Raw genomic sequence first — 15,906 nt, 5'->3', positions numbered from 1 at the left:
TCGCCTTTCCCGCCCAAAACCCGTTGTTGCCCCTTGGTCAGATGCTGGCGGAGGGGTGTTTTTGTAAAACCAAGCTGGATTGAACAATGCCAACTATCAACCAACTGGTTCGCAAGCCGCGTGTCTCTGAAGTCATCAAGAGCAAGAGCCCCGCGCTTGAGAACTGCCCGCAGCGTCGCGGCGTGTGCACCCGCGTGTACACCACGACGCCGAAGAAGCCGAACTCGGCACTGCGTAAGGTCGCCAAGGTGCGCCTGACCAACGGTTTCGAAGTCATTTCGTATATCGGTGGTGAAGGCCACAACCTGCAGGAACACTCGGTCGTGCTGATCCGCGGCGGCCGTGTGAAGGATCTGCCGGGTGTGCGTTACCACATCGTCCGTGGCTCGCTGGACCTGCAAGGCGTGAAGGACCGCAAGCAGGCCCGTTCGAAGTACGGTGCGAAGCGTCCGAAGGCTGCCTAAGCTTTCGCGCAAAGCAATATCCGACGGCCGTGACGATGCGTCATGGAGCTGTCACCAGGCGGCGGTAAAACGGAGCGTTTTTTGTGCGCCGTGCCGTCGAGTAAGTGGTCACCCGGCGAATTTGTCCAGCCTGATGCTGGCAAGCTAGTTGGTGGCCGGAGAGCGGAAACATTCAGACCGCCTCTCAACTGAATCTTAAGGAAAGAAGATGCCACGTCGTCGTGAAGTCCCCAAGCGGGAAGTTCTGCCTGATCCGAAGTTCGGCAATGTCGAAGTTGCCAAGTTCATGAACGTGCTGATGCTGGACGGCAAGAAGTCGGTTGCCGAACGTATCGTGTACGGCGCGTTCGACCAGATCGAAAAGAAGGCAGGCAAGGCCCCCATCGAAGTGTTCTCCGTTGCGATCAACAACGTGAAGCCGGTGGTGGAAGTGAAGAGCCGTCGCGTGGGCGGTGCTAACTATCAGGTTCCGGTCGAAGTCCGTCCGTCGCGTCGTTTGGCATTGGCGATGCGTTGGCTGCGCGAGGCCGCGAAAAAACGCAGCGAGAAGTCGATGGCGCTGCGCCTGGCAGGTGAGCTGATGGAAGCTGCAGAAGGCCGTGGTGGCGCAATGAAGAAGCGCGACGAAGTACACCGCATGGCCGAAGCCAACAAGGCGTTCTCGCACTTCCGCTTCTAAGGCGCGCGAAAAACGCTGTTGGTTGCCGGGCGGGCTGTGTTTTCACACATCTCGCCCGTTTGTGTTAGGGGCGCAGCCCATGAGATTGCTGCGCCTCACGGACGAATAGAGGATTAAAGTGGCTCGTAAGACTCCCATTGAGCGCTACCGCAATATCGGTATTTCGGCTCACATTGACGCGGGTAAAACCACCACGACCGAGCGGATCCTGTTCTACACCGGTGTGAACCACAAGATCGGTGAAGTGCACGACGGCGCGGCCACGATGGACTGGATGGAGCAGGAGCAGGAGCGTGGCATCACGATCACCTCCGCTGCTACCACCGCCTTCTGGAAGGGCATGGGCGGCAACTACCCCGAGCACCGTTTCAACATCATCGACACCCCGGGCCACGTGGACTTCACCATCGAGGTGGAGCGTTCCATGCGCGTGCTGGATGGCGCCTGCATGGTCTACTGCGCAGTGGGTGGCGTGCAGCCCCAGTCGGAAACCGCCTGGCGCCAGGCCAACAAGTACGGCGTGCCGCGTCTGGCGTTCGTCAACAAGATGGACCGTACCGGTGCGAACTTCTTCAAGGTCTACGACCAGCTGAAGACCCGCCTGAAGGCCAACCCGGTGCCCGTGGTGGTGCCGATCGGCGCCGAAGACGGCTTCCAGGGCGTGGTCGACCTGCTGGAAATGAAGGCCATCATCTGGGACGAAGCCAGCCAGGGCGTGAAGTTCGAGTACCAGGACATCCCGGCCGAGCTGAAGGACACCGCTGACGAATGGCGCGAGAAGATGGTCGAGTCGGCCGCCGAAGCCAGCGAAGAGCTGATGGAAAAGTACCTGGGCGGCGAAGAGCTGACCCGCGCGGAGATCGTCAAGGCGCTGCGTGACCGTACCATCGCCTGCGAAATCCAGCCGATGCTGTGCGGCACCGCGTTCAAGAACAAGGGTGTGCAGCGTATGCTGGACGCCGTGATCGACTTCCTGCCGTCGCCCGTGGACATCCCGCCGGTCAAGGGCGTGGACGAGAGCGACGACGAGAAGAAGCTGGAGCGCAAGGCCGACGACAACGAGAAGTTCTCGGCGCTGGCCTTCAAGATCATGACCGACCCGTTCGTCGGCCAGCTGATCTTCTTCCGCGTGTACTCGGGCAAGATCAACTCGGGCGACACCGTGTACAACCCGGCGAAGCAGAAGAAGGAGCGTCTGGGCCGTATTCTGCAGATGCACGCCAACCAGCGCGAGGAAATCAAGGAAGTGCTGGCCGGCGACATCGCCGCCGCGGTGGGCCTGAAGGACGCCACCACGGGCGACACGCTGTGCGATCCGGCTGCCCCGATCGTGCTCGAGCGCATGGTGTTCCCGGAGCCGGTGATCTCGCAGGCCGTGGAGCCGAAGACCAAGGCCGACCAGGAAAAGATGGGCATCGCCCTGAACCGCCTGGCCGCCGAGGATCCGTCGTTCCGCGTGCGTACCGATGAAGAATCGGGCCAGACCATCATTTCGGGCATGGGCGAGCTCCACCTGGAAATCCTGGTGGACCGCATGAAGCGCGAATTCGGCGTGGAAGCCAACATCGGCGCCCCGCAGGTGGCCTACCGCGAAACCATCCGCAAGAAGGCCGAGGACGTCGAAGGCAAGTTCGTCAAGCAGTCGGGCGGCCGCGGCCAGTACGGTCACGCCGTGATCACGCTGGAACCGCAGGAGCCGGGCAAGGGCTTCGAGTTCATCGACGCCATCAAGGGCGGTGTGATTCCTCGCGAATACATCCCCGCGGTGGAGAAGGGTATCGTCGACACGCTGCCGTCCGGTATCCTGGCCGGCCTCCCGGTGGTGGACGTGAAGGTCACGCTGACGTTCGGTTCGTACCACGACGTGGACTCGAACGAAAACGCGTTCCGCATGGCCGGCTCGATGGCTTTCAAGGAAGCCATGCGCAAGGCCAGCCCGGTTCTGCTGGAGCCGATGATGGCCGTGGAAGTGGAAACGCCGGAAGACTACACGGGTACCGTGATGGGCGATCTGTCGTCCCGCCGCGGCATCGTGCAGGGCATGGACGACATGGTTGGCGGCGGCAAGATCATCAAGGCCGAAGTCCCGCTGTCGGAAATGTTCGGTTATTCCACGGCGCTGCGCTCGGCCACCCAAGGCCGCGCCACGTACACCATGGAATTCAAGCACTACGCCGAGGCGCCGAAGAACATCGCCGAAGCCGTGATGACCGCCAAGGGCAAGCAATAAACGTCGCACCGCCACGCATGACCTGCGTGGCGGCGCAAAAGAATTGAATCAGACTGTATTCCATTAGGAGCTGAAACATGGCAAAGGAAAAGTTCGAGCGGACCAAGCCGCACGTGAACGTAGGTACGATTGGTCACGTTGACCACGGCAAGACGACGCTGACGGCAGCGATTGCCACGGTGCTGGCTGCGAAGTTCGGTGGCGCCGCCAAGAAGTACGACGAGATCGACGCTGCGCCGGAAGAAAAGGCGCGCGGCATCACGATCAACACCGCGCACGTGGAATACGAGACGGCCAACCGCCACTACGCCCACGTTGACTGCCCGGGCCACGCCGACTACGTGAAGAACATGATCACGGGCGCCGCGCAGATGGACGGCGCCATCCTGGTGTGCTCGGCCGCTGACGGCCCGATGCCGCAGACGCGCGAGCACATCCTGCTGGCCCGTCAGGTTGGCGTGCCGTACATCATCGTGTTCCTGAACAAGTGCGACATGGTGGACGACGCCGAGCTGCTCGAGCTGGTGGAAATGGAAGTGCGCGAGCTGCTGAGCAAGTACGACTTCCCGGGCGACGACACGCCGATCGTGAAGGGTTCGGCCAAGCTGGCGCTGGAAGGCGACAAGGGCGACCTGGGCGAAGAAGCGATCATGCGCCTGGCCGAAGCGCTGGACACGTACATCCCGACGCCGGAGCGCGCCGTGGACGGTACGTTCCTGATGCCGGTGGAAGACGTGTTCTCGATCTCGGGCCGCGGTACCGTGGTGACCGGCCGTATCGAGCGCGGCGTGGTGAAGGTCGGTGAGGAAATCGAAATCGTGGGCATCCGCCCGACGGTGAAGACGACCTGCACGGGCGTGGAAATGTTCCGCAAGCTGCTGGACCAGGGCCAGGCTGGCGACAACGTCGGTCTGCTGCTGCGCGGCACCAAGCGCGAAGACGTGGAGCGTGGTCAGGTCCTGTGCAAGCCGGGCTCGATCAAGCCGCACACGCACTTCACCGGCGAGGTGTACATCCTGTCGAAGGACGAAGGCGGCCGTCACACGCCGTTCTTCAACAACTACCGCCCGCAGTTCTACTTCCGCACGACCGACGTGACCGGCTCGATCGAGCTGCCGAAGGACAAGGAAATGGTCATGCCGGGTGACAACGTGTCGATCACCGTCAAGCTGATCGCCCCGATCGCCATGGAAGAAGGCCTGCGCTTCGCTATCCGCGAAGGCGGCCGTACCGTCGGCGCCGGCGTTGTGGCAAAGATCCTCGACTAAGCAACCTTCCCGGGACATGCCTTCGGGCATGTTCCCGACAATCCGGGCACGCTGCCCATCGCTCTTTTAAGGAACAATCATGCAGAACCAGAAGATCCGTATCCGCCTGAAGGCTTTCGACTACCGCCTGATCGACCAGTCGGCCGCCGAAATCGTGGATACCGCCAAGCGTACCGGCGCGATCGTCAAGGGCCCGGTGCCCCTGCCGACCCGCATCCAGCGCTTCGACATCCTGCGTTCGCCGCACGTCAACAAGACCAGCCGCGATCAGTTCGAGATCCGCACTCACCAGCGCCTGATGGACATCGTCGATCCGACGGACAAGACCGTCGACGCGCTGATGAAGCTCGACCTGCCGGCCGGCGTGGACGTCGAGATCAAGGTGTAATCATGTGTCGGGCCGCCTGGCGGCCTGGTGCAGCGGAAACGGCGGACGCAAGTTCGCCGTTTTTGTTTTTGCGGCGCCTGCCGCGCCGGCATATGCCCGGAAAACCACGGCTTCGGCATGCAAAGTGCCGCATTGGACGCCGTGCCGGCGATTCCTGCGCTTCCCAGCCAGAAAAAGCGCCACACATCTTGCCCTTTCCAAAAGCCTGCGTTATATTGTAAGGCTACCCGTTTCTCCGGGTAGTGGGGGCCGTTTTGGCCGGCGCAGTCCTTTTCGCGCAACCCGCAAATCGCACAGTTTTCGTGTATCAATCAGCCCCGGCCAATCGCAGCTGGGAATGGAGCAAACCATGAGCCTTGGCCTTGTAGGTCGCAAGGTTGGCATGACCCGTATTTTCACGGACGACGGTGATTCGATTCCCGTTACCGTGGTCGAGGTCGGCGACAACCGCGTGACGCAAATCAAGACGGACGAGACCGACGGTTACACCGCGGTTCAAGTCACCTTCGGCAGCCGACGCGCAAGCCGCGTTACCAAGCCGCTGGCGGGTCATCTCGCCAAAGCCGGCGTGGAAGCTGGTGAAATCATCAAAGAATTCCGCATCGATGCAGCCAAGGCTGCCGAACTGCAAGCTGGCGGTTCGCTGTCGGTCGACCTGTTCCAGGTCGGTCAGAAGATCGACGTGCAGGGCGTGACCATCGGTAAGGGCTACGCCGGTACCATCAAGCGCTACCACTTCGCATCGGGTCGTGCCACCCACGGTAACTCGCGTTCGCACAACGTGCCGGGTTCCATCGGTATGGCGCAGGATCCGGGTCGCGTGTTCCCGGGCAAGCGCATGACGGGTCACCTCGGTGACGTCACCCGTACCGTGCAAAACCTCGAGATCGCCAAGATCGACGCAGAGCGCAAGCTGCTGCTGGTCAAGGGCGCCATCCCCGGTTCCAAGGGCGGCAAGGTCATCGTGACCCCGGCCGTCAAGGCCAAAGCTTAAGGAGCGCATGTAATGGAACTCAAGCTCCTCCAGGATAACGGTCAAATCGGCGCCGGCGTTGCTGCCTCGCCCGAAGTGTTCGGCCGTGACTACAACGAAGCGCTGGTTCACCAGATCGTCGTTGCGTACCAGGCGAACGCCCGTAGCGGTAACCGCAAGCAGAAGGACCGCGAAGAGGTCAAGCACACGACCAAGAAGCCGTGGCGCCAGAAGGGTACGGGCCGTGCTCGTGCCGGTATGTCGTCCTCGCCGCTGTGGCGTGGCGGTGGCCGTATCTTCCCGAATACGCCGGAAGAGAACTTCAGCCAGAAGGTCAACAAGAAGATGTTCCGTGCCGGCATGCGCTCGATTTACTCGCAGCTCGCACGTGAAGGTCGTATCAATGTGGTGGACGGTTTCGCTGTCGACGCGCCCAAGACCAAGCTGCTGGCCGACAAGTTCAAGGCCATGGGCCTGGACTCGGTGCTGATCATCACCGACAGCCTCGACGAAAACCTCTACCTGGCTTCGCGCAACCTGCCGAACGTGGCAGTCGTGGAGCCGCGTCACGCTGATCCGCTGTCGCTGGTGCACTACAAGAAGGTGCTCGTGACGAAGGCAGCCGTTGCGCAGATCGAGGAGTTGCTGAAATGACGCAAGTAGCCAAGAACGATCATCGTTTGATGCAGGTGCTGCTCGCGCCGGTGGTTTCCGAAAAGGCAACCCTGGTCGCCGACAAGAATGAACAAGTCGTGTTCGAAGTGGCTCGCGATGCCAACAAGGCAGAAGTGAAGGCCGCCGTCGAACTGCTGTTCAAGGTCGAGGTGCAGTCCGTTCAGATCCTGAACCAGAAGGGCAAGCAAAAGCGCTTTGGCCGCTTCATGGGCCGTCGCAACCACGTCAAGAAGGCATACGTGGCGCTGAAGCCGGGTCAGGAAATCAATTTTGAAGCGGAGGCCAAGTAATCATGGCACTCGTCAAGACCAAGCCGACTTCCCCGGGTCGTCGCTCGATGGTGAAGGTGGTCAACAAGGACCTTCACAAGGGCGCCCCGCACGCTCCGCTGCTGGAAAAGCAATTCCAGAAGTCGGGCCGTAACAACAATGGTCATATCACCACCCGCCACAAGGGCGGTGGTCATAAGCACCACTACCGCGTGGTTGATTTCAAGCGCAGCGACAAGGACGGCATCCCCGCCAAGGTCGAGCGCCTGGAATACGATCCGAACCGCAGCGCCAATATCGCGCTGGTGCTGTTCGCCGACGGCGAGCGCCGCTACATCATCGCCACCAAGGGCATGGTAGCCGGCCAGTCGCTGATGAATGGCTCGGAAGCGCCGATCAAGGCCGGTAACAACCTGCCGATCCGCAACATCCCGGTCGGTACCACGATCAACAACGTCGAAATCCTGCCTGGCAAGGGTGCGCAAGTCGCACGCGCTGCCGGTGGTTCCGCCGTGCTGCTGGCCCGCGAAGGCCTGTACGCCCAGGTTCGTCTGCGCTCCGGTGAAGTGCGTCGCGTGCACATCGAATGCCGCGCCACCATCGGTGAAGTGGGCAACGAAGAGCACAGCCTGCGCGTGATCGGCAAGGCCGGTGCCACGCGCTGGCGCGGCATTCGCCCGACCGTTCGCGGCGTGGTGATGAACCCGGTCGACCACCCGCACGGTGGTGGTGAAGGCAAGACTGCTGCTGGTCGCGATCCCGTGTCGCCGTGGGGTACCCCGGCCAAGGGTTACCGTACCCGCAGCAACAAGCGCACGGACAGCATGATCGTCCAGCGCCGTCACAAGCGCTAATCGGTAGGTAGGAGCTAAAGATATGACTCGTTCCGCAAAAAAGGGTCCGTTCTGCGACGACCACCTGCTGAAGAAGGTGGAAGCGGCTGCAGGCGGCAAGGACAAGAAGCCCATCAAGACATGGTCGCGCCGTTCGACGATCATGCCTGAGTTCATCGGTCTGACGATCGCCGTGCACAACGGCCGTCAACACGTGCCGGTGTACGTGACGGAAAACATGGTTGGCCACAAGCTCGGCGAATTTGCGATTACCCGCACGTTCAAGGGCCACGCGGCTGACAAGAAAGCGAAGAGGTAAGGTGCCATCATGGAAGTGAAAGCGATTCATCGCGGTGCCCGTATCTCCGCCCAGAAGACGCGTCTGGTCGCTGACCAGATCCGCGGTCTGCCGATCGAGCGCGCGCTCAACATCCTGACGTTCAGCCCGAAAAAGGCTGCCGGGATCGTGAAGAAGGTGGTCGAGTCGGCCATCGCCAACGCCGAGCACAACGAAGGCGCCGATATCGACGAACTGAAGGTCAAATCGATCTTCGTCGACAAGGCAACCTCGCTCAAGCGCTTCACCGCACGGGCGAAGGGCCGCGGCAACCGCATCGAGAAACAAACCTGTCACATCACTGTGACGCTCGGCAACTAAGGAGTCACGATGGGACAGAAGATTCATCCGACTGGCTTCCGTCTGGCCGTCAGCCGTAACTGGGCTTCGCGTTGGTACGCCAACAACACGAAGTTCGCCGGCATGCTGAAAGAAGACATCGAAGTTCGCGACTTCCTGAAGAAGAAGCTCAAGAACGCATCGGTTGGCCGCGTCGTGATCGAGCGCCCGGCCCGTAATGCTCGCATCACCATTTACAGCTCGCGTCCGGGCGTGGTGATCGGCAAGAAGGGCGAGGACATCGAACTGCTGAAGGCCGAGCTGCAGCGTCGCATGGGTGTGCCCGTGCACGTGAACATCGAGGAAATCCGCAAGCCGGAAACCGATGCGCAGCTCATCGCCGATTCGATCACGCAGCAGCTCGAGCGCCGCATCATGTTCCGTCGCGCCATGAAGCGCGCGATGCAGAACGCGATGCGTCTGGGTGCCCAGGGCATCAAGATCATGAGCTCGGGCCGTCTGAACGGTATCGAAATCGCACGTACCGAGTGGTACCGCGAAGGCCGTGTGCCCCTGCACACCCTGCGTGCCGACATCGACTACGGCTTCTCGGAAGCCGAAACCACCTACGGCATCATCGGTGTCAAGGTGTGGGTCTACAAGGGCGATCACCTGGGCCGCAACGACGCGCCTGTGGTTGAAGAGCCGCAAGAAGACCGTCGTCGTCGTCCGGGTCGCCCGGAAGGCCGCCGCCGTGAAGGCGAAGGCCGTCCGTCGGGTAACCGCCGCGGTGGTGCCGGTGCTGGTCGTCGTGCTGCGCCTGGCGCAGACGCGAAGAGTGGAGAATAACAATGCTGCAACCGAAGCGTAGGAAGTATCGCAAGGAGCAGAAGGGCCGCAACACGGGTAAGGCTACCCGTGGCAACGCCGTGTCTTTCGGCGAATTCGGCCTGAAGGCAATGGGCCGTGGCCGCCTGACCGCTCGTCAGATCGAGTCGGCACGTCGTGCGATGACCCGTCACATCAAGCGTGGCGGCCGCATCTGGATCCGGATTTTCCCGGACAAGCCGATTTCGAAGAAGCCTGCCGAAGTCCGTATGGGTAACGGCAAGGGCAACCCGGAATACTACGTGGCTGAAATTCAGCCGGGCAAGATGCTGTACGAGATGGATGGCGTGAGCGAAGAGCTGGCGCGTGAGGCGTTCCGCCTCGCGGCCGCCAAGCTGCCGATCGCCACGAATTTCGTGGTGCGTCAGGTCGGTACGTAAGGAGATTGGGATGAAAGCATCCGAACTGCGCGGCAAGGACGCCGCAGGCCTGAACCAGGAGCTCTCCGAGCTGCTGAAGGCTCAATTTAGCCTGCGCATGCAAAAGGCCACCCAACAGCTGCAGAACACCAGCCAGCTGAAGAAGGTGCGCAAGGACATCGCGCGCGTGCAAACCGTGCTGACCGAGAAGGCGAACGCGAAATGACTGAAGCTGCGAAGACTGAAACGTCGCTTCGCCGGACCCTCGTGGGCCGTGTCGTGAGCGACAAGATGGACAAGACCGTCACGGTCCTGATCGAAAACCGCGTCAAGCATCCTCTGTACGGCAAGTACGTGCTGCGTTCGAAGAAGTACCACGCACACGACGAAGCCAACCAGTACAAGGAAGGCGACAAGGTCGAGATCCAGGAAACGCGTCCGCTGTCGCGGACCAAGTCCTGGGTGGTTTCCCGGCTGGTAGAAGCGGCGCGCGTCATCTAAGTACAACAGTACGACGTTGACTTGCAAGTCCAGGATTGTGTTGCTATAATCCTGGACTTCCGCTTTATTGCGCTCGCCTTGCAACATCACCCGGCGGCCTGTGAAGCGAGCCAAGGGCAGGCATCCGGCAGGTTTGGATGCGGCCACTACCGACTTCCAAGTTGATCAACCCAAGCGGCGCTGGCGCAATGCCTGGCTCCGACGGGACCAAGACTGACCGGCTGTCCTCAATTACAGAAGGACCGGCGGATTAAGTTGGGAAGATAACACCATGATTCAGACAGAAAGCCGGCTCGAAGTGGCCGATAACACCGGTGCGCGCGAAGTGCTGTGCATCAAGGTACTGGGTGGGTCCAAGCGCCGCTACGCGAGCGTGGGCGACATCATCAAGGTGACCGTGAAGGACGCGGCGCCGCGCGGTCGCGTGAAGAAGGGCGACATCTACAACGCAGTCGTCGTGCGTACCGCCAAGGGCGTGCGCCGCGCTGACGGTTCGCTCGTCAAGTTCGACGGCAACGCCGCCGTACTGCTGAACAACAAGCTCGAGCCGATCGGCACCCGTATCTTCGGGCCGGTGACTCGTGAACTCCGTACCGAGCGCTTCATGAAGATCGTGTCGCTCGCTCCGGAAGTGCTGTAAGGAGCCGCCATGAACAAGATTCGCAAAGGCGACGAAGTCATCGTGCTGACCGGCAAGGACAAGGGCAAGCGCGGTGTCGTCCAGGCAGTGCAAGGCGACAAGGTCGTGGTCGAAGGCGTGAACGTTGCCAAGAAGCACGCTCGCCCGAACCCGATGCTGGGTACCACCGGTGGCGTGGTCGACAAGCTGATGCCGCTGCATATTTCCAACGTTGCGCTCGTGGATGCCAATGGCAAGCCGTCGCGTGTCGGTATCAAGGTCGAAGACGGCAAGCGCGTGCGCGTGCTGAAGTCGACCGGTGCCGTCCTCGCCGCTTGATTCTGGGCACAGATAGGAGTTGAGCATGACAGCACGTCTGCAAGAGTTTTACAAAGAACAAGTTGTGCCGGCGCTGATGAAGCAGTTCGGCTACAAGTCGATCATGGAAGTGCCGCGTTTCACCAAGATCACCCTGAACATGGGTCTCGGTGAAGCCATCAATGACAAGAAGGTCATTGAGCTGGCCGTTGGCGATCTGACCAAGATCGCCGGTCAGAAGCCCGTGGTGACGAAGGCCAAGAAGGCCATCGCCGGCTTCAAGATCCGTCAGGGCTACCCCATCGGCGCGATGGTGACCCTGCGTGGCGAGCGCATGTTCGAATTCCTGGACCGTTTCGTGACCGTGGCCCTGCCGCGCGTGCGTGACTTCCGTGGTGTCTCGGGCAAGTCGTTCGACGGTCGTGGCAACTACAACATCGGTGTGAAAGAGCAGATCATTTTCCCCGAAATCGAGTACGACAAGATCGACGCACTGCGTGGTCTGAACATCAGCATCACGACGACCGCAAAGAACGACGAGGAAGCCAAGGCTCTCCTGAACGCGTTCAAGTTCCCGTTCCGTAATTAAGGGGTAACCGTGGCTAAACTGGCTCTGATTGAACGTGAGAAGAAGCGCGCAAAGCTCGTGGCGAAGTATGCCGACAAGCGCGCAAACCTCAAGGCCATTATTGACGACCAAGAAAAGTCGGAAGAAGAGCGTTATCTGGCGCGTCTCGAGCTGCAGAAGCTCCCGCGCAACGCGAACCCGACCCGCCAGCGCAATCGCTGCGCGATCACCGGTCGTCCCCGCGGTACCTTCCGCAAGTTTGGCCTGGCGCGTAACAAGATCCGCGAAATCGCCTTCAAGGGCGAAATCCCGGGTCTGACGAAAGCCAGCTGGTAATTACGCACAGGCTACAGGAGAAACAGTATGAGCATGAGCGATCCTATCGCCGATATGCTGACGCGCATTCGCAACGCCCAGGGCGTGCAGAAGGCGTCGGTGGTCATGCCCTCGTCCAAACTGAAGGTTGCGATCGCCAAGGTCCTGAAGGACGAAGGCTACGTCGAAGACTACTCGGTGCAGGAAGACGGCGGCAAGGCGCAACTGACCATTGGTCTGAAGTACTACGCCGGCCGTCCGGTGATCGAGCGCATCGAGCGCGTCTCGAAGCCCGGCCTGCGCGTGTACAAGGGCCGCAGCGACATCCCCCAAGTGATGAACGGCCTGGGTGTGGCGATCATCTCGACCCCGCAGGGTCTGATGACCGACCGCAAGGCACGTGCCACTGGCGTGGGCGGTGAAGTTCTCTGCTACGTCGCGTAAGGAGCAAACATGTCCCGTGTAGGTAAGGCTCCCATCGCGCTGCCGAAAGGCGCGGAAGTGAATGTGGCGGCTGGCGTGCTCTCCGTGAAGGGCCCGCTCGGTACGCTGTCCCAGCCGATTCACAGCCTGGTGAAGGCCAACGTTGCCGACGGCACGCTGACTTTCGAACCGGCTGACGAGTCGCGCGAAGCGAACGCCCTGCAAGGCACCATGCGCGCCCTGGCGGCAAACATGGTCAAGGGCGTGACCACCGGTTTCGAGCGCAAGCTGACGCTGGTTGGCGTGGGTTACCGCGCTCAACTGCAAGGCTCCGCGCTGAAGCTCCAGCTTGGTTTCTCGCACGACGTGATCCACGAAATGCCGGAAGGCGTGAAGGCCGAAACGCCGACGCAGACCGAGATCGTGATCAAGGGTGCTGACAAGCAGAAAGTCGGTCAGGTTGCCGCGGAAGTCCGCGCGTACCGTCCGCCCGAGCCCTACAAGGGCAAGGGTGTCCGTTACGCCGACGAGCGCGTCATCCTGAAGGAAACCAAGAAGAAGTAAGGGGTGCAATGATGAACAAGAAAGACGCTCGTTTGCGCCGTGCACGTCAGACCCGCGCCAAGATCGCGGAACTGAAGATCAATCGTCTGACCGTGTTCCGTACGAATTCGCATATTTACGCTCAGGTGTACTCGCCGTGCGGCACGCAAGTGCTGGCTTCGGCCTCGACCGCCGAAGCAGAAGTGCGCAAGGAACTGACTGGCAGCGGCGCTACCGTTGCCGCCGCCACCCTGGTGGGCAAGCGCGTTGCCGAGAAGGCAAAGGCCGCTGGCGTGGAAACCGTCGCGTTCGATCGCGGTGGCTTCCGCTTCCACGGTCGCGTGAAGGCCCTGGCTGATGCCGCGCGTGAAGCCGGCCTCAAGTTCTAAGCGCTCAAAGAGAGATACGTCATGGCAAAGATGCAAGCAAAAGTCCAACAGGACGAACGCGACGACGGCCTCCGCGAGAAGATGATCTCGGTCAACCGTGTCACCAAGGTGGTGAAGGGTGGCCGTATCCTCGGTTTCGCTGCGCTGACCGTGGTGGGTGACGGCGACGGCCGCATTGGCATGGGCAAGGGCAAGGCCAAGGAAGTTCCGGTGGCCGTGCAGAAGGCAATGGACGAAGCCCGTCGCAAGATGGTCAAGGTCGCACTGAAGAACGGCACGCTGCAGCACGAAGTCGTTGGCAAGCACGGCGCCGCCAAGGTGCTGATGATGCCCGCCAAGGAAGGTACCGGCGTGATCGCCGGTGGCCCGATGCGCGCGATCTTCGAAGTGATGGGTGTGACGAACGTGGTGACCAAGTCGCACGGTTCGACGAACCCTTACAACATGGTTCGTGCCACCCTCGATGGTCTGCAAAAGATGAGCACGCCGGCGGAAATCGCCGCCAAGCGTGGCAAGTCGGTTGAAGACATCCTCGGCTAAGGTGAACGAAATGTCGCAGAAAACCGTAAAAGTGCAACTCGTGCGCAGCCTGATCGGCACGCGCGAGGATCATCGCGCCACCGTACGTGGCCTGGGCCTGCGTCGCCTGAACTCCGTTTCGGAGCTGCAGGACACGCCCGCCGTGCGCGGCATGATCAACAAGGTCTCGTACCTGGTCAAGGTTCTGGCCTGATCGGGACTTGGAGAGCAACATGCAACTGAACAACCTGAAACCGGCTGCCGGTTCGAAGCACGCCAAGCGTCGCGTCGGCCGCGGTATCGGCTCCGGCCTGGGCAAGACGGCCGGTCGCGGTCACAAGGGTCAGAAGTCGCGTTCGGGCGGCTTCCACAAGGTCGGCTTCGAAGGCGGTCAAATGCCGCTGTACCGTCGCCTGCCGAAGCGTGGCTTTACCTCGCTGACCAAGGCCTTCACGGCCGAGGTGACCCTGCGCGACATCGAACGCCTGGAAGCTGCCGAAGTGGACCTGCTGGTCCTGAAGCAGGCTGGCCTGGTGGGCGAGCTGGTCAAGAGCGCGAAGGTGATCAAGGCTGGCGAACTGTCCCGCAAGGTGACGATCAAGGGTCTGGGTGCCACCGCTGGCGCCAAGGCTGCGATCGAAGCCGCTGGCGGCCAGATCGAAGCGTAATTACGCAGTAGCATTCGCAGCATAGGCGAAGTCACAGTCGGAGCATCGTTTGGCCACGGCGAAACCCAATGCAAGCGCGCAGGCCAGGAACACGGCGAAGTACGGCGATCTCAAGCGCCGGCTGATGTTCCTGGTGCTGGCCCTGATCGTCTACCGCATCGGTGCACATATTCCGGTGCCGGGGATCGATCCGGACCAGCTTGCGAAGCTTTTCCAGAGTCAGTCGGGTGGCATCCTCGGGATGTTCAACCTGTTCTCGGGCGGTGCGCTGTCGCGCTTTACCGTCTTCGCGCTCGGCATCATGCCGTACATCTCGGCGTCGATCATCATGCAGTTGCTGACGATCGTGCTGCCGCAGCTGGAAGCGCTGAAGAAGGAAGGGCAGGCAGGGCAACGCAAGATCACGCAGTACACGCGCTACGGCACCGTGGTTCTGGCCACGTTCCAGGCGCTGTCGATTGCGGTGGCGCTGGAGTCGCAGCCAGGGCTGGTTAACGATCCGGGCCTGATGTTCCGGGCAACGGCGGTCATCACGCTGGTGACCGGGACGATGTTCCTGATGTGGCTGGGTGAGCAGATCACCGAGCGTGGTCTGGGCAACGGCATCTCGATCATCATTTTCGGCGGTATCGCGGCGGGCCTGCCCAACGCGATCGGCGGACTGTTCGAACTGGTCCGCACGGGTTCCATGAGCATCATCGCGGCGATCCTGATCGTTGCGATAGTGGCTGGTGTGACCTTCGCCGTGGTGTTTATCGAACGTGGCCAGCGCAAGATCCTGGTGAACTATGCCAAGCGTCAGGTCGGCAACAAGGTGTACGGCGGTCAGTCGTCGCACCTGCCGCTGAAGCTGAACATGGCAGGGGTGATTCCGCCGATCTTCGCATCGTCGATCATTCTGTTCCCGGCGACGATTGCGGGCTGGTTCACGTCTGACTCGACGGGCACGGTGGGACGGTTCATCAAGGACCTGGCCGCCACGCTGTCGCCGGGCCAGCCGGTCTACATCCTGCTGTATGCGGCTGCGATTGTATTCTTCTGCTTCTTCTATACGGCTCTGGTCTATAACAGCCGGGAAGTTGCGGATAACCTGAAGAAAAGTGGAGCCTTCATTCCGGGCATCCGTCCGGGCGAGCAAACGACGCGCTATATCGACAAGATCCTGGTGCGCCTGACGCTGGCCGGTGCGATTTACATCACACTGGTTTGCCTGTTGCCGGAATTCCTGGTGCTGCGCTGGAACGTTCCGTTCTATTTTGGCGGAACCTCGCTGCTGATCATCGTGGTCGTCACGATGGACTTCATGTCACAGGTTCAGTCCTATGTCATGTCGCAGCAGTACGAGTCGCTGCTGAAGAAGGCGAATTTCAAGGGTAACCTGACCTTGCGCTAGAACTGCCG

Annotated in this window: 26 protein-coding genes; all 26 read left to right on the top strand. The window is 61.1% G+C overall.

The genetic code is table 11. The features are described from left to right. Window positions 1-86: 86 nt before the first annotated feature. Window positions 87-464 (top strand): 30S ribosomal protein S12, encoded by a 378-nt coding sequence (gene rpsL / locus EPAKOI_RS15150; protein WP_006576501.1) that lies wholly within the window; start codon window positions 87-89, stop codon window positions 462-464. Window positions 465-672: 208 nt separating this feature from the next. Continuing rightward, complete coding sequence (gene rpsG / locus EPAKOI_RS15145; protein ID WP_124683028.1) at window positions 673-1,143, top strand: 30S ribosomal protein S7; 471 nt, start codon at window positions 673-675, stop codon at window positions 1,141-1,143. Window positions 1,144-1,261: 118 nt separating this feature from the next. Next, on the top strand, window positions 1,262-3,373 hold the full coding sequence (gene fusA, locus EPAKOI_RS15140) for an elongation factor G (protein WP_423192528.1): 2,112 nt from the start codon (window positions 1,262-1,264) through the stop codon (window positions 3,371-3,373). Window positions 3,374-3,450: 77 nt separating this feature from the next. Further along, complete coding sequence (gene tuf / locus EPAKOI_RS15135) at window positions 3,451-4,641, top strand: elongation factor Tu (RefSeq protein WP_124683012.1); 1,191 nt, start codon at window positions 3,451-3,453, stop codon at window positions 4,639-4,641. A 79-nt stretch (window positions 4,642-4,720) separates the two neighbouring features. Further along, window positions 4,721-5,029, top strand: a complete 309-nt coding sequence (gene rpsJ / locus EPAKOI_RS15130; protein ID WP_006160488.1) for a 30S ribosomal protein S10 — start codon at window positions 4,721-4,723, stop codon at window positions 5,027-5,029. A gap of 349 nt (window positions 5,030-5,378) precedes the next feature. Then, window positions 5,379-6,023, top strand: coding sequence for a 50S ribosomal protein L3 (gene rplC, locus EPAKOI_RS15125; protein ID WP_066731279.1), 645 nt, complete (start codon window positions 5,379-5,381; stop codon window positions 6,021-6,023). A gap of 12 nt (window positions 6,024-6,035) precedes the next feature. Then, window positions 6,036-6,656 (top strand): 50S ribosomal protein L4, encoded by a 621-nt coding sequence (gene rplD / locus EPAKOI_RS15120; protein WP_313839996.1) that lies wholly within the window; start codon window positions 6,036-6,038, stop codon window positions 6,654-6,656. Next, complete coding sequence (rplW, locus tag EPAKOI_RS15115; RefSeq protein WP_061956557.1) at window positions 6,653-6,967, top strand: 50S ribosomal protein L23; 315 nt, start codon at window positions 6,653-6,655, stop codon at window positions 6,965-6,967. Before rplD ends, rplW begins: the two co-directional genes overlap by 4 nt. A 2-nt stretch (window positions 6,968-6,969) precedes the next feature. After that, on the top strand, window positions 6,970-7,800 hold the full coding sequence (rplB, locus tag EPAKOI_RS15110; RefSeq protein ID WP_124683031.1) for a 50S ribosomal protein L2: 831 nt from the start codon (window positions 6,970-6,972) through the stop codon (window positions 7,798-7,800). A 22-nt stretch (window positions 7,801-7,822) separates the two neighbouring features. Continuing rightward, window positions 7,823-8,098 (top strand): 30S ribosomal protein S19, encoded by a 276-nt coding sequence (rpsS, locus tag EPAKOI_RS15105; RefSeq protein ID WP_124683032.1) that lies wholly within the window; start codon window positions 7,823-7,825, stop codon window positions 8,096-8,098. Window positions 8,099-8,107: 9 nt separating this feature from the next. Continuing rightward, window positions 8,108-8,437 carry a 50S ribosomal protein L22 gene (gene rplV / locus EPAKOI_RS15100; RefSeq protein ID WP_092602198.1) on the top strand — a complete coding sequence of 110 codons (330 nt, stop codon included), beginning with the start codon at window positions 8,108-8,110 and terminating at the stop codon, window positions 8,435-8,437. A gap of 9 nt (window positions 8,438-8,446) precedes the next feature. Next, window positions 8,447-9,244 (top strand): 30S ribosomal protein S3, encoded by a 798-nt coding sequence (gene rpsC / locus EPAKOI_RS15095; RefSeq protein WP_092602196.1) that lies wholly within the window; start codon window positions 8,447-8,449, stop codon window positions 9,242-9,244. A 2-nt stretch (window positions 9,245-9,246) separates the two neighbouring features. Beyond that, entirely contained in the window at window positions 9,247-9,663 is a 417-nt protein-coding gene (rplP, locus tag EPAKOI_RS15090; RefSeq protein ID WP_006576240.1) for a 50S ribosomal protein L16, read from the top strand. A 10-nt stretch (window positions 9,664-9,673) separates the two neighbouring features. After that, window positions 9,674-9,868, top strand: a complete 195-nt coding sequence (gene rpmC, locus EPAKOI_RS15085) for a 50S ribosomal protein L29 (protein WP_008642937.1) — start codon at window positions 9,674-9,676, stop codon at window positions 9,866-9,868. Then, window positions 9,865-10,143: a 30S ribosomal protein S17 gene (gene rpsQ / locus EPAKOI_RS15080; RefSeq protein WP_008642939.1), complete on the top strand. Its 279-nt coding sequence runs from the start codon at window positions 9,865-9,867 to the stop codon at window positions 10,141-10,143. Before rpmC ends, rpsQ begins: the two co-directional genes overlap by 4 nt. A gap of 271 nt (window positions 10,144-10,414) precedes the next feature. Further along, entirely contained in the window at window positions 10,415-10,783 is a 369-nt protein-coding gene (gene rplN, locus EPAKOI_RS15075) for a 50S ribosomal protein L14 (RefSeq protein ID WP_006576237.1), read from the top strand. A 9-nt stretch (window positions 10,784-10,792) separates the two neighbouring features. After that, window positions 10,793-11,101, top strand: a complete 309-nt coding sequence (gene rplX / locus EPAKOI_RS15070) for a 50S ribosomal protein L24 (protein WP_124683033.1) — start codon at window positions 10,793-10,795, stop codon at window positions 11,099-11,101. A 25-nt stretch (window positions 11,102-11,126) separates the two neighbouring features. After that, window positions 11,127-11,669, top strand: a complete 543-nt coding sequence (gene rplE, locus EPAKOI_RS15065; protein WP_124683034.1) for a 50S ribosomal protein L5 — start codon at window positions 11,127-11,129, stop codon at window positions 11,667-11,669. Window positions 11,670-11,678: 9 nt separating this feature from the next. Then, window positions 11,679-11,984 carry a 30S ribosomal protein S14 gene (gene rpsN, locus EPAKOI_RS15060; RefSeq protein ID WP_008642942.1) on the top strand — a complete coding sequence of 102 codons (306 nt, stop codon included), beginning with the start codon at window positions 11,679-11,681 and terminating at the stop codon, window positions 11,982-11,984. Window positions 11,985-12,011: 27 nt separating this feature from the next. Beyond that, window positions 12,012-12,407: a 30S ribosomal protein S8 gene (gene rpsH / locus EPAKOI_RS15055; RefSeq protein WP_124683035.1), complete on the top strand. Its 396-nt coding sequence runs from the start codon at window positions 12,012-12,014 to the stop codon at window positions 12,405-12,407. A 9-nt stretch (window positions 12,408-12,416) separates the two neighbouring features. Next, the gene (gene rplF, locus EPAKOI_RS15050) at window positions 12,417-12,950 is read left to right on the top strand and encodes a 50S ribosomal protein L6 (protein ID WP_124683036.1); all 534 of its coding nucleotides are present in this window, start codon (window positions 12,417-12,419) and stop codon (window positions 12,948-12,950) included. A gap of 11 nt (window positions 12,951-12,961) precedes the next feature. Further along, window positions 12,962-13,318 (top strand): 50S ribosomal protein L18, encoded by a 357-nt coding sequence (rplR, locus tag EPAKOI_RS15045; protein WP_061956591.1) that lies wholly within the window; start codon window positions 12,962-12,964, stop codon window positions 13,316-13,318. Between the two features lie 21 nt (window positions 13,319-13,339). Continuing rightward, window positions 13,340-13,858: a 30S ribosomal protein S5 gene (rpsE, locus tag EPAKOI_RS15040; RefSeq protein WP_124683037.1), complete on the top strand. Its 519-nt coding sequence runs from the start codon at window positions 13,340-13,342 to the stop codon at window positions 13,856-13,858. 10 nt (window positions 13,859-13,868) lie between these two features. Beyond that, window positions 13,869-14,051, top strand: a complete 183-nt coding sequence (gene rpmD, locus EPAKOI_RS15035; RefSeq protein ID WP_008642953.1) for a 50S ribosomal protein L30 — start codon at window positions 13,869-13,871, stop codon at window positions 14,049-14,051. Window positions 14,052-14,070: 19 nt separating this feature from the next. Beyond that, entirely contained in the window at window positions 14,071-14,505 is a 435-nt protein-coding gene (rplO, locus tag EPAKOI_RS15030; protein ID WP_313839994.1) for a 50S ribosomal protein L15, read from the top strand. A gap of 49 nt (window positions 14,506-14,554) precedes the next feature. Beyond that, window positions 14,555-15,898: a preprotein translocase subunit SecY gene (gene secY, locus EPAKOI_RS15025; RefSeq protein ID WP_124683039.1), complete on the top strand. Its 1,344-nt coding sequence runs from the start codon at window positions 14,555-14,557 to the stop codon at window positions 15,896-15,898. Window positions 15,899-15,906: the final 8 nt, after the last annotated feature.

The sequence above is a fragment of the Cupriavidus sp. H18C2 genome (genome assembly GCF_049393795.1).
GTDB classification, from domain to species: Bacteria; Pseudomonadota; Gammaproteobacteria; order Burkholderiales; family Burkholderiaceae; genus Cupriavidus; species Cupriavidus pauculus_C.
The sequence above is the reverse complement of the archived record's forward strand: the minus strand, read 5'-3'. Positions and strand labels throughout refer to the sequence as shown.